General features: G+C 34.4%; 14 protein-coding genes and 1 pseudogene. All 15 read left to right on the top strand.

All coding sequences use genetic code 11. The features are described from left to right. Positions 1-710, top strand: a pseudogene (locus tag CD31_RS23715) (hypothetical protein); the annotation flags it as partial. A gap of 2 nt (positions 711-712) precedes the next feature. Continuing rightward, positions 713-964, top strand: a complete 252-nt coding sequence (locus tag CD31_RS00885) for a hypothetical protein (RefSeq protein WP_036075036.1) — start codon at positions 713-715, stop codon at positions 962-964. A gap of 556 nt (positions 965-1,520) precedes the next feature. Continuing rightward, complete coding sequence (locus CD31_RS00890; protein ID WP_036075037.1) at positions 1,521-2,225, top strand: hypothetical protein; 705 nt, start codon at positions 1,521-1,523, stop codon at positions 2,223-2,225. 353 nt (positions 2,226-2,578) lie between these two features. Next, positions 2,579-2,806: a hypothetical protein gene (locus CD31_RS00895; RefSeq protein ID WP_244905116.1), complete on the top strand. Its 228-nt coding sequence runs from the start codon at positions 2,579-2,581 to the stop codon at positions 2,804-2,806. Between the two features lie 56 nt (positions 2,807-2,862). Continuing rightward, positions 2,863-3,558, top strand: coding sequence for an endonuclease V (locus CD31_RS00900; protein WP_036075038.1), 696 nt, complete (start codon positions 2,863-2,865; stop codon positions 3,556-3,558). Positions 3,559-4,145: 587 nt separating this feature from the next. Then, positions 4,146-5,069 (top strand): serine/threonine-protein kinase, encoded by a 924-nt coding sequence (locus tag CD31_RS00905; protein WP_036075039.1) that lies wholly within the window; start codon positions 4,146-4,148, stop codon positions 5,067-5,069. A gap of 462 nt (positions 5,070-5,531) precedes the next feature. Continuing rightward, positions 5,532-7,700 carry a transcriptional regulator gene (locus CD31_RS00910; RefSeq protein WP_036075040.1) on the top strand — a complete coding sequence of 723 codons (2,169 nt, stop codon included), beginning with the start codon at positions 5,532-5,534 and terminating at the stop codon, positions 7,698-7,700. A 196-nt stretch (positions 7,701-7,896) separates the two neighbouring features. Continuing rightward, positions 7,897-8,322: a hypothetical protein gene (locus CD31_RS00915; protein WP_036075041.1), complete on the top strand. Its 426-nt coding sequence runs from the start codon at positions 7,897-7,899 to the stop codon at positions 8,320-8,322. 89 nt (positions 8,323-8,411) lie between these two features. Next, entirely contained in the window at positions 8,412-8,846 is a 435-nt protein-coding gene (locus CD31_RS00920; RefSeq protein WP_036075042.1) for a J domain-containing protein, read from the top strand. Positions 8,847-8,875: 29 nt separating this feature from the next. Further along, on the top strand, positions 8,876-9,451 hold the full coding sequence (locus CD31_RS00925; protein ID WP_036075043.1) for an FHA domain-containing protein: 576 nt from the start codon (positions 8,876-8,878) through the stop codon (positions 9,449-9,451). A 36-nt stretch (positions 9,452-9,487) separates the two neighbouring features. Then, the gene (locus tag CD31_RS00930; protein ID WP_036075044.1) at positions 9,488-10,015 is read left to right on the top strand and encodes an FHA domain-containing protein; all 528 of its coding nucleotides are present in this window, start codon (positions 9,488-9,490) and stop codon (positions 10,013-10,015) included. A 6-nt stretch (positions 10,016-10,021) separates the two neighbouring features. Beyond that, positions 10,022-10,861, top strand: coding sequence for a PP2C family protein-serine/threonine phosphatase (locus CD31_RS00935; protein ID WP_036075045.1), 840 nt, complete (start codon positions 10,022-10,024; stop codon positions 10,859-10,861). 28 nt (positions 10,862-10,889) lie between these two features. Then, the gene (locus tag CD31_RS00940; RefSeq protein WP_227744911.1) at positions 10,890-12,536 is read left to right on the top strand and encodes a serine/threonine protein phosphatase; all 1,647 of its coding nucleotides are present in this window, start codon (positions 10,890-10,892) and stop codon (positions 12,534-12,536) included. A 1-nt stretch (position 12,537) separates the two neighbouring features. Next, positions 12,538-13,815: a normocyte-binding protein gene (locus tag CD31_RS00945; protein WP_342351941.1), complete on the top strand. Its 1,278-nt coding sequence runs from the start codon at positions 12,538-12,540 to the stop codon at positions 13,813-13,815. Continuing rightward, positions 13,806-14,501, top strand: coding sequence for an iron-dependent peroxidase (locus tag CD31_RS00950; protein WP_081977432.1), 696 nt, complete (start codon positions 13,806-13,808; stop codon positions 14,499-14,501). Before CD31_RS00945 ends, CD31_RS00950 begins: the two co-directional genes overlap by 10 nt. Positions 14,502-14,517 lie beyond the last annotated feature (16 nt).

Raw genomic sequence — 14,517 nt, forward strand, 5'->3', positions numbered from 1 at the left:
TGAAAAAATTAGTAACTGATCCGATAGGCGTATTAAAAGAAACGAAAGATAATTTGAAAAATTTTGCTACCCATCCACTGGCAACTGTGAAAACCATAGCGGGTTCAGTAAAAGACTCTTTTGAAAAAGATGTTATTCATGGTAATGACTACTCACGAGTATACTGGGGAACAAAAGCAACCATAAATACAGCTACAGCAGTTGTTGGTACAAAGGGTGTTGGAACACTAACAAAAGTAGAGAAGACTTCGACTGGAGTAACAAGTGGTAAGTCTACTAGCAGTTCGAGTAGTAGTAAGGGTACGGGTAAAGTTCAAACTGGTGGTAGGAAACTTTCGGTAGATGAGTATTTAAAACGGCTTGATAAAGCAGATGAAATGTACGAATCCTTTAGAAAATCCAAAACTGATGTAAGCTCTATCGCAAAAAATACTGGAATGAATGAACAAAGAGTACAGAGAATCAAAGAACATTTATTTTTTAAAGAGCATATTAAGGAACATGGAGTTAGGCGCTTTGAGTCAGATTATGAAATTGCGCAAGCGTGGGATAGGCTCCAAAAAGGAACCTATAAAAAGAATGATATTGATTTATTAAATCATGAACTTTTTGAATCAAAATTTGAAGGAATATTTAAAACGGACTATAGGAAAGCGCATGATAGAACAGTAGAGTCTGGGCGTCCATGGTATCCACCTGAGGAGGAATAAAAATGGCTTCATATGTTTTGTTATTAAAGGAATATGAAGATAATGAAATTGTTGTTTATAGATTTGGACCGAATGAAGATATTATGGGGAAAATTGAGTTAAATAAATTTACTAGAAAATTTTCGGAGTTAGAAGCTATCCCAAACAGTAATTTCCCATCTAAATTTTATTATGAGAGGGCTGCTCAAAGATTGGCAGTTTGTCTAGTAAGAGAAGGTGGTATATTTCCAGATAGAACAGCTTTTGAATCCTAGTAATTAAAACCTTGATTGGCTCTATGCCTTTCAAGGTTTTTATTATGGTTAAAATAACAAGAATCTCGGATTACAGCTTATAACAGGAGAGCAAAAGAGAGATTAGAATTTGTTGATAAAATAAAGTCATGCTACGTTCAGAATCAAATATCATGAAGGCAGTGCCATCATGAGTATTACTAAACAATAAAAAGCATGAGAAGTAAGCGAGATGACATTTTACACAGGAGGGTAGTTAGAACAAGAAATAGTAACAAACAAATAAAATTGAAAACGCTCGTGGCGATAAACAACACAAACTCCTAGAAATTAGATATTTTAAGTGATTCAGAAAATTTTGTGGGGTTAAGTAAATCTGCAATACTTCTAAGCAGTCTAAATCGTATGAAGAGTGGACACATTATAAGAAAGGGAAGCCAGGAGAAATAGAGGTAAATCCTGAATTTAGGGAAAAAATGATTGTCAAAGAAAAAGAGCTTGAAAGAAAGATACAGAAACAGAAACAGAAACAGATAGATGATTTTAATGAGTTAAATAAAAAAGGAGATGACTAGAGATGAACCAAAAACTTACTTATTTAAAAAAGTACAATGAAAATGTTCGCATATTAACAATTGATCAAATTGAAAAACTTGAGGATAATGAAATACCAATTGAATGGAAAAAAATCTTTTATAATGACGATATCAAAAAAAGAATTGATTTATTTATGAAAATTTGGGAAAAAAATATAGGGATTGAACTACGGAACACGATCTCTTATCTAAACGAATATCTTACAAATATTGAAATAATCGATGTGGAAGGAGAATATTCGGTTTTATACACTATAAGAAATTCAAAAGGAAACATATTATATTACGAAGGGCGTAATCCTCAAAAGAGACAAAAAAACATAGAATTAGAGAAATCGTGGAGTAAAATACCTTCATCGATTCAAAATTTTTATGAAAATGTTCACGCTGGTTTTTATTATTATGCGAGTGAGTCGATGGGCTTAGTTCCACTAGAATCAGTAACATATCTTGGTGATGAAGATTTTGAATGGAGTATTATTGATGATTTAGAAGAATCGATAAAAATTAACCTAGATTCATCTTTTGGCTTTTTCACTAACGGTATGGGAAGCTATATAGCGATAGATTATACAAATTGTGTTGATAATAATGCAACCTTTTGGTCTGCGAAATTAAAGCCAAAATATAATATCAATTTTTGGAGTTATGTAGATGAATGGATTGTAATTGGATTTGAAAATTAACTTTGTAAAGGTATTTTTATTTAAAATATAAGCAAGGTTTTTTAGAACCTAAAAATATTGTTAGGAAAATTACTTAAAGCACTTGATTGTATAACACTCAACAAAGAATTATAGTAACGTTGCAAGATTGGATGTAAATATTTCTGGGCTTAAGCCCTAATTTAAAGCGCACAGTAGGACAAAAGAGCAGATAAAGCACTCGATTCTCCATATAATTTTGCAAATTATCTAACTCTAGGTGCAGTAGATGATATTTGGTCTGGAGCCAAAGGTAGAGCAGATAAGATGCGCAACATTTGGTTTACGGGAAATATTTTAATAAAGGGATTATCTCTCATTATGCAGTAGAATTGATGGAAATTGGTGACGAAAGTGCATTTGTTCATGAACTTGCTTGGGGAGTATCTAGTGAAGATTTAGATAAACTCATGTTAGCTATAAGAACTAATTATTTTCCTCAATTAAATGAAGAAAGCACAATATTGGTTAATTATATGCCCCAAGAACTTCCAACTACGCATGAAGATATAATGAAAAGGTTTGAAAATTTTTTAAAACGAGAGAGAATTAGATATAGTTAGCTATTTTAATGGGCAAAGAAAGAAAAGCATAAAAGACAAGTAAAAAAAGTGAAAGAATGGATGAATGGTGGAAAATGAAAAAGGAAGAATTGTTTAAGATTGAACAAGAAAAATGGATTTCTAAGATTTCATTAGAAAACAATTTTCAGTTAGCAGCTATTCGTCGGGTAGCTGGAATTGACATTGCATATTGGACAGAGGGGAAGCAAGATTATGGGGTTTGTTGTATTGTCGTAATCGATTATATTACCAAACAAATTATCGAAGAAGTAGAATATTGGGGTCAAATAGATGTGCCATATATTCCAGGATATCTTGCTTTTAGGGAACTTCCGATGGTGATAGAAGCAGTGAAAAAGCTGCAATGTGAACCAGATCTTTATATGTTTGATGGAAATGGTTATTTACATTATAGGCATATGGGAATCGCAACACATGCCTCATTTTATTTGAAGAAACCCACAATAGGCGTTGCAAAAAGCTACTTAAAGATAAAAGACACGGATTTTCAAATGCCAAAAAATGAAACAGGAAATTTTACTTATATTAAGGTTGATGGAGAAGTATATGGAGCAGTATTGAGAACGAGAAAGGATGTAAAGCCCATTTTTATTTCATGCGGTAACTGGATCGATTTAGAGACTTCAATAAAAATAACTCTACATTTTGTAGAAAAAAATAGTCGATTACCAATTACGACACGTTATGCAGATTTAGCTACTCATGAGAGTAGAAGGAAATATACTCAATAGATTCATTAACAGGTAAACATATTTGTTAGTGTATAAGAAGGAGTTTTTGGTTACTCATAGATTTAGAGGTTATGTGATATAAAAGGTGTCGTACAATCAATTAAGAAATCACCCTACAACGTTATAAACTTAGTAAATAAAAGTTCTTTTTTTTCAAATACACATTGGGAGTTTATGATAAAACACATCAAGACCCTTTAGGACTGGATTCATGTAAAGAGGAATCTGTTTTTTTATAAATATATATAATCTACATAAAATAAATATCTCACAAAAATATATGGCTAGATTATCTTTTGAAATCAACTGCTTGAATCACCTATTTAAATGTGATTTAAGCTTTTTTTATGAATAAAGGTTAGTGTTAATTCGACTTTCTAATATAATAAGAAATTCTTAACGAGAGATGGATAAAAAATCAAAATGTCAAATAGATGTACCAAACCTCAAATGGAAAGAAGATCACTATTTAATAAAAAGATATAAATTGGTATACTTACATTAATTTGTATTTTAGTTAAAAGGTAGATAATTTGATCTATATTTGCATACAGGTTTTCAAAGCTTATAAGGGGGAAGGAGCAAAAATGCAAGCAACTCAATGTGAATTGAGCTTACCGATAAATAGTGTTCTGAATAATACATATAAAATAAAAGAAGTTGTTGCTACTAGTAAATTATCCATCGTCTACCTTGCGGAAAATATTAACAATGAAGAGCAACTAATTGTTAAAGAATTCTTTCCAAAAGAAATGGCTATACGGGATTTAGATAATAGAACAATCATCAATCGTTTGCCTTCAACAAAGCAAAAATTCAAGGATCTAAAAGGAATTTTTCTAAATGAAGCATTTATTATGCAGCAAATAAATCATCGTAATATAGTCAAATATACTGATCATTTTGAGGAAAATGGATCGATTTATATCATTATGGATTATTATGAAGGAAAACTATTAGATCAATATTTAAAGGATTTTCCTGTCCAGGATCGAGACCATTTATACAAAAGTATCTTTCTTCCTTTAATAGATGCACTGTGCTATGTACATAAACAGGGGATTCTCCATCGTGACATTAAGCCAAGTAATATTTTAATAGATTCAGAAGGTAATCCATTTTTACTAGATTTTGGGTCAGCAATTTTTTATAAAACAGCTAAAGATAATCAAATTTTTACAAGCTCAGGTTACTCTCCTCTTGAGCAATATTCTAATAAGTCCGCGCAAGGTGTCTATACTGATCTATATAGTTTTGCTGCAACATTTTACTTTTCAATGACAGATAGTATTCCTCCTGATGTTTCTCAGCGGCTTATTGAGGATAAAATTGAACAAGTAAAAGAACATAATAATAGTGTAAGTCTTCTTTTATCCTACATCATTATGTGGGGGTTGGCAGTACAAGTAAAAAAACGATGTCCTTCCCTACAAATCATGAAGTGGGTAATAACAGTTGAAGAATTTGTCAATAGGATAAGGAACTATTTAAAGGTAAATAATTCTAAATGACCAATTATCTAGAAAAAGTAATCCAATCTTATCATTTTGTAGTGTAAGATCAGCGCTCTGTACAGCCTAAGAGGATTAAAAAATTCACCCTAGGCTGTCTTTTTTTATTAAAAAAAAGTGGAAAAACACATTTTTTTTAAAAAAATATCATAAAATTAGGTATGTTTAATTTTTCCTATTAAACTATCAATTTACATTTTAATTAACAAAATATTCTAATGTAAATATTGACAATAAAATAAGATATTGTATAGTTACGTTGTGATACATAATGTCATTTGTGATGTAGATAAGATGGTTATAAAATTTTAACTTCAGTTTAACCAAACTGCAGTTTCTTTTTCTTTAAATGGAATTTTATAACTAAAAAGTTAATTTTAAGTTTCTGCTCGCAGATGATTGTGCTTACTCGAAATCCGATGTAAAAAGGAGGGATGGCTGTATAATAATACAGCCGAATGAATGGATATTATTAGTCAAACAAACAGAACCATGCTATTTGAAGAAATTAATCCTGAAAAGATGGACTTAATTACGCTTGTTGGAGATGTAAAGGGGATCGACAGTCTAAGTGATGAAAAGATTAAAGAAATTCATCAATATCTTCTTGTCAAAAGCTTTGACGAATTTTTAGATAAGTTTTCTCCAACGGTTTATTCATTCTACAATGCCGCTAATCAAAAGGTAATGTATACCCTGAAGAAACCTGAAGGTATTCAAGATGATTGTATTTCTGAAATAGCAATCGATCAAAATAATGATTTTTTAAAGATGCTCTTCACCCTCATTGATACCAAAAGAAGCCAGGGCATCACAAATGTAGATTTTAAATTCGAAAATCTACTTGATATGATCTCTCCTAAGAAAGTCATGGACGACATTCGCCAAGTTCGTAAGGAAATTCATTACCTTTACGGTGAATATGAGAAGCTAGATGAGGGTGATCCGAAAAAATTAGATACTGGTGACAAGCTGAATCTGATGTTTGAAGTAGCCAGTAAAAATTACAACAATGTCATGGCCATGCTACCTTTAGCAATCGAAGATATTAAAACTAGATTATTGTTAGGCGTTAATCAGGATGAAGGGGAATCCGAAAAATTACAAATTGGGACCCTTTCTATTGGTGATAATGGCGAGTTGAAAATTATTGAGGCACCTCAAAACAATAGCTCGGAACTGATGGTGATTGAAGAAAATAGTAACTATGGTTTAAGTACTGTTTTTGAAGAAGATTATGAGGCCATTACAGAGTCTCCTTCTTCCTATGTAAAAGATTTAGTTGTAAGAACGTTCTCTCCTCTACCAGCTGTGAAGGCGGAATTTGATGTGGAAACAGAGGTTCAAAATTACAATACATACCTTGAGTTCTATAAGAATGCGAAGGATGAATTTGTAAAAACGGTCAAACCTCTAGTGGAAAAGCTCTTAGGCATTAAAATGTACTTTGATCAGTACACAACGAAAAATAAAGGGATGCAGCCGTCATTGCTTGTGACAAACACTAAGCTCGATATGCTCGTGAAAAGTAATAACCTACCGCGATTACGGACGTATTTAAATACTGTAAACTCTAAAAATGACTTTACGGATACGGTGTGGTACGGCATTGTTCCTGCACTGGAACTAGAGGCTACTGGAAAAATGAAGGTCAGCCGATCTAGATTTAAAGGGAATGAAAAGGTTGCCAAGCAAGAAGGCAATACAATGGAATCCCTATCGATTCTTCTAGATACGATAAAAGATTACAAAGTGCAGGTTTTCTTTAACTTCATGGCGGAGGAAGAAACAACATTCAATGGGATTGCAACCGCAGGGATAGATCGTCTGATTGATAAATGCGCCGTGCTTGTTCGAAAAGACTATAGTGAGTTTGCGATACCGTGCTTACCGAACTTCACCATAATTCCAAAAGATAAATCAGGTGTCGTTATTGATGCGAGAATGTACACGACGGAAAATGGCGCCCGTTTATCTAAAGAAAAGGAAGATATTTTAAAGCTATGGATCGAAGGGGTCTATGTCGGGGCTAGCTATGTAGCCGCAGGCATTGTTTCCGCCTACCAATGCCCTGAGTATTTAAAGGAGTCCTTCAGAAATGTAAAACGTAATTATCCTGGCGTACGATTCGATATTGAAGCCGGTGAAAACTCGCTTAGAGCTGTTACAACGATGGCAAAGGAAATCTCAGGCTTTACGAATAATATTAAAGATGCGATTAACAGCAGAAGCTTTGGCTTTGTGTTCTCGTCAGAAAATGCCCAGCTCCAAGATAAAGATATTAAACGTATTACTGTCTATAAAGCTAGAAGCTTAGCGATGGAAGAGGATGGATTCGATTCTATCTACAAAACACAGGTGAGTACGTATATTGAAAGAATACTTCGATTCCAATCAGGTGACTTTAAGCATGAAAATATTGTTAGGTTCTTCAGTAATAATCCAAGCAGTCAAAAAAGTAAATGGCTGAATGATAAAGGCTATGTCAACTCCATTATCCATGATGGAGATGATATCGGCTACATTATCGACGAGAAAACGAGCACGTGTCAAATTGACCTTGTGTTTAATGGCAATGTGAAGAATTTAGAAGTAATGATTACAAAAGGGACAAGTGCTGTTAAAGCCTAACAAGTTTAAACATACAATTATTCAATTTTTCAGTCGTATGTTTAAGATTTTTTAAATCTTTTAACATAAATAAGAATCTTCATTAAGGTGGAGTGTTACATATTTCTCGATGTTTTATTGAGAAATGAAAACAGCAAGTGTTAAAAACTTTCATCTTATGAACAGGAGATTCAAAAAATATTAGGAGGGAATTAGAATGGGTTTTGTATTAAAAGTAGAAGGATCAGAGGCAATTGAACTAGGGTTAGAAAGCATTATGTCTGTTGAATATGAAACAGATACGCCAAATGATTCGAACGCTCGCTCTACAGATGTTGGAGCCACTTTAAAAGTAAGAGGTAAAATTCTTACAGCAACTGATGGTGATAATTCTGATGATACGATGAAATTAGGTTTATGGTCATTAGTACCAGCTGAAAAGGCTGACTGTTACCGTAAAGTGACATTAGAGGTTGTTTCAGCAGATCAAGTAGTAAGAAAAATTCATTTCCCAAATGCTTTTGTGGTGGATTATACAGAAAGATATGGTGACACAGAAGGTATTGGTGAATTCTTCTTATTTGTTAAACAAAAGAAAGACAAAACAGATTTGGCAAAAATCGAAGGCGGCTACGCTGTCTAAGAGTGAGATAGCACACTAAAAATTATCTAAGGGGCTTAATATAGCTCCTTAGATAATTTTTGAATAATCCTAGTACTGGGGATGAAAAAATGAAAACACATTATGACACATTAGGTATTAGTAAAGACGCGACACAAGATCAAATAAAGCTCGCTTATCGAAAGCTTTCAAAAAAGCATCATCCTGATGTAAGCGGAGGAAACAAAGAGTCTGAAAAAATTTTCTTAGAAGTAACAGAGGCATATAAAGTTTTGAAGGATGAAGCGGCTAGGAAGGCATATGATGCTCGACTAGATGGCGCTGCGCAAAGCTGGAATCATGAACACTCAGCTAACAAGCAATCGACAAGTCAACAATCGACTGCAAAAAGGCCAGATTTTAATATGAACAATATTGAAAAAAACTTTGAACATTTCTTTGGCTTTAATCCTAAAACAAAGGAAACGTCCTCAACGTTACATAAGAAAAATAAGAAGAATCCTCTTGATACTACAGATTTATTCGAACGTTTCTTTAATAAATAATTCAAAATGGCAAGAGGGAGTGTGATTATATGCAGGAACCATATTCAAGTAAAGATTATAGTAACAATGCAAGGAAAAAAATGTTTATAAGACTCATCGATATTATTATTATCACAATTGCCTTCTTTTTTATCCTATATGTTTTTGTTATGAATCAGGAAGTCCTTTTAAAATTTGTTATCGGAACCGTAATGGTGATACTTGCCATTATTTATGGTTCTCTCAAATACGAGGCAAAATCACTCACTCAAGCGAAAACAAACAACGACATTTCAAAGCTTGTACTACTTAATGAACGCGGGATGAAAGTAGATGAATGGGAGCTTGGTGATCAAATTTCATTGCTTATCGGGAAAAGTACAGCTGAACATAAGGCAGATATTGATTTATGTGGAACGGAATATGAATCTCTTGTGAATTATGAGCATGCTGTATTAAATTGTGTAGCTGGTATTTGGTATATAGAGGATATTGATTCAGTAAATGGTGTTGGCTTAAAAAAAGCTAATAAGCGCGTTAAAAATAGATTAAAACAAGAGATCCCTTACCCATTAGGTAATGGTGACACGATATACATAGCAAATACGCGAATTTTGGTGAAATAGAGAAAGAAATTCGGAACATAGATGGGGGATAACGAAATGAGTTTGATAAGATGTACAAATGGTCACATGTTTAGTTCAAGGAGACATCGCAATATTTGTCCATATTGTAACGTGATGGTGGAGCAAGAGCACAGACAAAATAGCCCAACAGCTCCTGTCGTTGAATCAGAAGATAAAACATTGCCCTATTTAGGAGAAATGGATGGAATTGATCCAGTAACAGGTTGGTTGGTTTGTATTGAAGGCCCTCAAATGGGGAGAGATTATCGCATCTTATCTGAAAAGAATTTTATAGGTAGAGCAGAAGACATGCATATCCGGATAGCAGGAGATAATTCCATCTCGAATCGTAATCATGCTGTCATTGTATATGATCCGAAAAAGCGTAATTTTTATTTATTACCAGGTGATGCCTCGGGATTAGCTTATCTAAATAATGAAGCCGTTTATACCCCAACTGAATTAGCAGCTTATGATGTTATTCAGTTAGGGAGAAGTATGTTTTTATTTATTCCATTATGTGGCGTTCACTTTGAATGGGAAAACAATCAAAGTGAGGAATGATGATATATGGACCAAAATTTAGTGCCTTACATAATTGCCTTAATTTTCATCATTATACTCATCGTTTTGCTAATTATCAGATTTATTCTAGCTCAAAAAATGGATAAAGGGAAAATTTATATTGGGAATGGTCAAACGATTGGGAGACGTGATGAACAGGATGATTATTTCTCCACAACCGAAACAACGCATGGCACAATTGCAGTGCTTGCAGATGGTATAAGTGGTTTAGCCAATGGTCGTATGGCCAGTACTATCGCTGTAACGACTTTTATAGAAGAATTTAAAAAGCTTACTACCTTAAAAAATCTACCTAACTTTTTTAAGGAAGCAGCCATAGCAAGTAATCATATGATTTTAGAAAATTTAAATGGCTCGAACGGAGGAACTACCCTAGTCACGGCCATTATCGACAAGGAAGGTTTACTCCATTGGGGGGCTGTAGGAGATAGTGTTATCAAAATTTTTAGGAATGGCGAATTTATAGCGGTTAACCAAAAGCATATTTTTGAATCAGTATTAACAGAGCGATATATTTCTGGTGAAATAACTCAGCTTGAGGTGCAAGAAAATCCTCTGAAAAAGAGACTTATCAATTATTTAGGGTATGAAGGCTTTAAAAATTTAGATATAGGGAAGAGCCCTATTCAGCTAAATAGGGGCGATAAGGTATGTCTATTTAGCGATGGAGTCTATGATACGTTAACAGAGGTTGAAATGGAAAAAATTCTCTCACAGCCAACTCCTCCCTATGATATTGCTCAAGACATTATTAAAGCTGTTGAACAAAAACGCTTAAAAAATCAAGATAATGCAACCATCGTTATTCTAGAAAAAACATGGTAAACATTTTACATGTTAAGGAGGAGTAATCATGAGAAAAGAAAACAGCGACTTTAAAACTAGTTTTCTATCTGAAGCTGGTTCATTTTTGCAGAACAAAGATTACTTTGCCTATACAGAGCTCGACGATGTAGCCTGCTGGGTAGCTGTAAAAGGGTTAGATTCTGATCAGGAAATAAGTAGCGCAGAACTTGCTGTGAAGGCAATTTTGGAAAAGTTTATGGAAAAACCATCTATGTCCAGAAGAAGTATTAAAAAATATCTAAAAAATGCGCAAGCTATACTTCAGGCTCAAAGCTTAAGGGTGAGATTAAAGGCAAGTATTGTTATCGTCATATCAGATTACTCAAAAATGATTGTTGCAGTCGCGGGAAATTCGAGGCTATATCATTTTAGAAATGGTACTTTATCGTATAAAACTACTGATCAAAGCTTAGCGCAGGAGATCGTTAACAGCAGAAATCGTTCACTGGATATAAGCCAGCACGAGGAAAGAAGCAACCTACTAAATTATCTTGGTAAACCTGAAGATTTTAAGCCCTTTGTGTCTAAGAAAATGAAGTTATTGGATGGAGATGTGTTAGTGCTTTGTACGGCGGGCTTTTGGGAGGATGTTAATGAGATAGAAATGGCCGACGCGCTGGAGGACACGAAAGACCCTGAGCAATACACGGATTTATTGGAAGAGGTGCTTCTAAGTAGGCAAAGGAAGGTTGTAAATAATTATACAATTGCCACTATATTTGCTAATAAGGTTTATCAGGAAACAAATAAGAAAAAAATGAAGTACATTAAAATGATTGCTGCCGCATTAATCGTAGCGTTAGTCGTTGGGGGCAGTACTATTTTTTATCAAGCGAAGCAAGCCAAAAAAATGGCAGAATTAACCGTTGAAATGAAGGACCATGAAAAGAGCGGAAATCTTTATTTTCAAGATGGAAATTATGAAAAAGCGCTTCTGGAATATAGTGAGGGCAGAAATGCAGCCAAAAAATTGAAGGATCCAATACATAGAAATTTACTGGCTAAAAAGTTAAGAATTACTGATCTCATCTTAAATGGAGATAAATCAGCTGAAGCTGGAAAATTTACAGATGCTCTTGAGCAATATGAAAAGGCTAAAAAAGAAGGGAAGCTCATTAAGAACTTTGGAAAGGAAGCTACTGAGCAAAGAATAGCGAATATGGATACGATTGTTCAAATTGCTGAAGCTGTGAAGGATGGAGATTTTCGATTTGAAGCAGAAGATTACAATGGGGCACTTGAAACATATGAAAAGGCAAGGAAAAAGGCCCTCACCATCTCCTATACTGGCGAGCCTCAAATAAAGACAAAAATAGAAGAGACAGAGGCTAAAATTGCTGAATTGAAAAAGGCCCAGAAGGAATTGAAGGCAGAAGGTTTAGAAAAAAGTGGAGATCAGAGCTATGCACGTCAAGAGTACGGAAAAGCGATTGAATATTATACACTTGCACAGGAAATTTATCAGGAGACAGAGCTACTGTCAAAGGTTTTAGGTCTTGAGCGAAAGGTTATGAACGCCAATGATAAATTAAATCCACCTCCTCAGGCACCGGCTACTGATATAGACCCATCTTACGAAGCGGCAATACCATTTGAAGAAGGAGCAGCTGCTAATGAGTCATCTGATGCTGAAGTGATGAAAGAGGGAAAGTAAAGTGATAAAAGAGCTCATGTTTGAACGGTTACGCAAAATAGAGGATTTAGAGCAACGTCAACTGCTAAAAGATATTGTCAGTGGCGTTTTTGTAAATTTAATTGACTATCAGGATGAAATGAATAGAAAGCTTGAAGAGCGAGTATTTAACGAAATAGAAGATGTTGAGAATAGGTTTGACATTTATGTCACGCTTAGTTCAAAGGAGGATGTTGACCCGATTCATCAATGTTTATTTCCGATGCGACCAACTGATTTAGAAACGAAAGCAATCGATACAGCCAAATTACTTCAATCGTTTAAAAACAAAGAACAAGCCGTCCTGTGTACTTTATTTCTAGAGTGTGACTCGATACAAATTCAGCAGTTATTAGTTGAGAAACGACGCTTTAACGGAACTCTCGTCACAACAGAAGGACAACTAGAGATAAAGGTAAGTCTTTCAAGAAATTCAGACTATTTGCAAGAAATCGATCAGCTATATCCGATATTTCAAATTAATGGATTGCCATGGAAAACCATTCATCACCCATACGCCTATAAATTTTTGGATGTACATTTAGTGGATTGTCCACCTTTCAATGAAGATACTGAAATCATTGAGATAATAGTTGATTTAGAGGAATACGAGCCAAAAAAGAGACTGGACATGGTTCCACTATGGAATATTGAGCGACATGAGGTCAAGAATGTGGGATTCCCCATTCCTGCTATCGATAAGGTCAATTATGAGCATGTCCTTTCAATCCGCAAAATTGGCAACGAGCATGGGTATCTTGTTGAAGCGGATGAGGAGAATGTTCGCTACGTTAAACGTTCAGATAATGAATTAACCATTGTTTCACCACAAGACAAATCAGGGGTTTGGCAGTTAATCAAAATTGCAAAAATGGAAGATGAAAAAATTGGAAAGCTTCATTATGAGCTTGTTTCCAATCGACGAATAGAGCATTTTATGCACAAATTTGCTAGTAAGTATACTGCAAATGTTAAAACGAAGGGGGAGATTACTAGGATGATTAACTCCTTCGAGGCAGCTGTTAGCGTTGAGCTAGTAGATGTGGAGATAGTGGACTCTTTTTCAAGGGCAGGTTTTACGCATTCAGTAAACCCTTTCTTAACAGAAATGATAGGTGAAAATAGTCATAAAAAAACGATGCTACTAAAGTTTAAGGCAAAAGAGAAAAAAGATTTTATAGCAAATGATATTTTGAGCTTTTTAGTATCCGAGGTACAGCGACATTTCTTCGAATATAAATGTGTAGGTGTGTGGCTATGAATTATATTTGGGATTTGCTCATTAAAGCCGAGGATGAAGGACTTTCTAAAAAGGATATAAATTTTCACCTTGCCGAGACATATTCGCCCTATATGGAGCTTAGTCCACAGTTTTTAAATACACAGTTGGTTGAGCAGCACGTCGAAGTAAATCCGTACTATCGCTACTTTGATATTTTTAACAATCTTTTTCACCCGGATAATACATCTGATAGAGCGTTTAGGGAATATTTTTTTGACATCGTACTGCATTTCTTAGCTGACATTGATCGTATGCAGGGGATGAATAAAAAAGAGTTTTTTATTCGCTTTATTTTAAAAGATATCGAAGCCAATGTATTTGGCAATGTAGTACGTCATAATATTTGTTCGTTTTCAAAAAAGGAACAAGAAATCGTGGTCCTGAACATGCTGAGACTGTACCAGACCGGGGATGAAATTTACTTATTAAAGGATACGCTAAAAAGGCTCTTTAAAGGTTGTTTCATCTATGTAAAATCAGAGGAGCAAGATGAGTTGCTTTTATATATACGTCAGAAGAAGACAGAGCAGAATGAGCAAAAGGTACAGCTCATACAGGAAATATTTTTGCCTATCAGCTTCCATATAGAGGTTTATTGGCAATATCACTTCGGCATAATCGATGCAGAGGAAACAATGAAGCTAGATCGAATAGCTCTTTACTAAACAGGGCAGAGGAGGG

This window comes from Lysinibacillus boronitolerans JCM 21713 = 10a = NBRC 103108 (assembly GCF_000772935.1).
Classification (GTDB): Bacteria; Bacillota; Bacilli; order Bacillales_A; family Planococcaceae; genus Lysinibacillus; species Lysinibacillus boronitolerans.

Bases quoted from the DNA above. Each gene is read 5' to 3' on its own strand.
- CD31_RS00885 (WP_036075036.1), top strand. From the start codon at position 713: ATGGCTTCATATGTTTTGTTATTAAAGGAATATGAAGATAATGAAATT.
- CD31_RS00890 (WP_036075037.1), top strand. From the start codon at position 1,521: ATGAACCAAAAACTTACTTATTTAAAAAAGTACAATGAAAATGTTCGC.
- CD31_RS00895 (WP_244905116.1), top strand. From the start codon at position 2,579: ATGGAAATTGGTGACGAAAGTGCATTTGTTCATGAACTTGCTTGGGGA.
- CD31_RS00900 (WP_036075038.1), top strand. From the start codon at position 2,863: ATGGATGAATGGTGGAAAATGAAAAAGGAAGAATTGTTTAAGATTGAA.
- CD31_RS00905 (WP_036075039.1), top strand. From the start codon at position 4,146: ATGCAAGCAACTCAATGTGAATTGAGCTTACCGATAAATAGTGTTCTG.
- CD31_RS00910 (WP_036075040.1), top strand. From the start codon at position 5,532: ATGGATATTATTAGTCAAACAAACAGAACCATGCTATTTGAAGAAATT.
- CD31_RS00915 (WP_036075041.1), top strand. From the start codon at position 7,897: ATGGGTTTTGTATTAAAAGTAGAAGGATCAGAGGCAATTGAACTAGGG.
- CD31_RS00920 (WP_036075042.1), top strand. From the start codon at position 8,412: ATGAAAACACATTATGACACATTAGGTATTAGTAAAGACGCGACACAA.
- CD31_RS00925 (WP_036075043.1), top strand. From the start codon at position 8,876: ATGCAGGAACCATATTCAAGTAAAGATTATAGTAACAATGCAAGGAAA.
- CD31_RS00930 (WP_036075044.1), top strand. From the start codon at position 9,488: ATGAGTTTGATAAGATGTACAAATGGTCACATGTTTAGTTCAAGGAGA.
- CD31_RS00935 (WP_036075045.1), top strand. From the start codon at position 10,022: ATGGACCAAAATTTAGTGCCTTACATAATTGCCTTAATTTTCATCATT.
- CD31_RS00940 (WP_227744911.1), top strand. From the start codon at position 10,890: ATGAGAAAAGAAAACAGCGACTTTAAAACTAGTTTTCTATCTGAAGCT.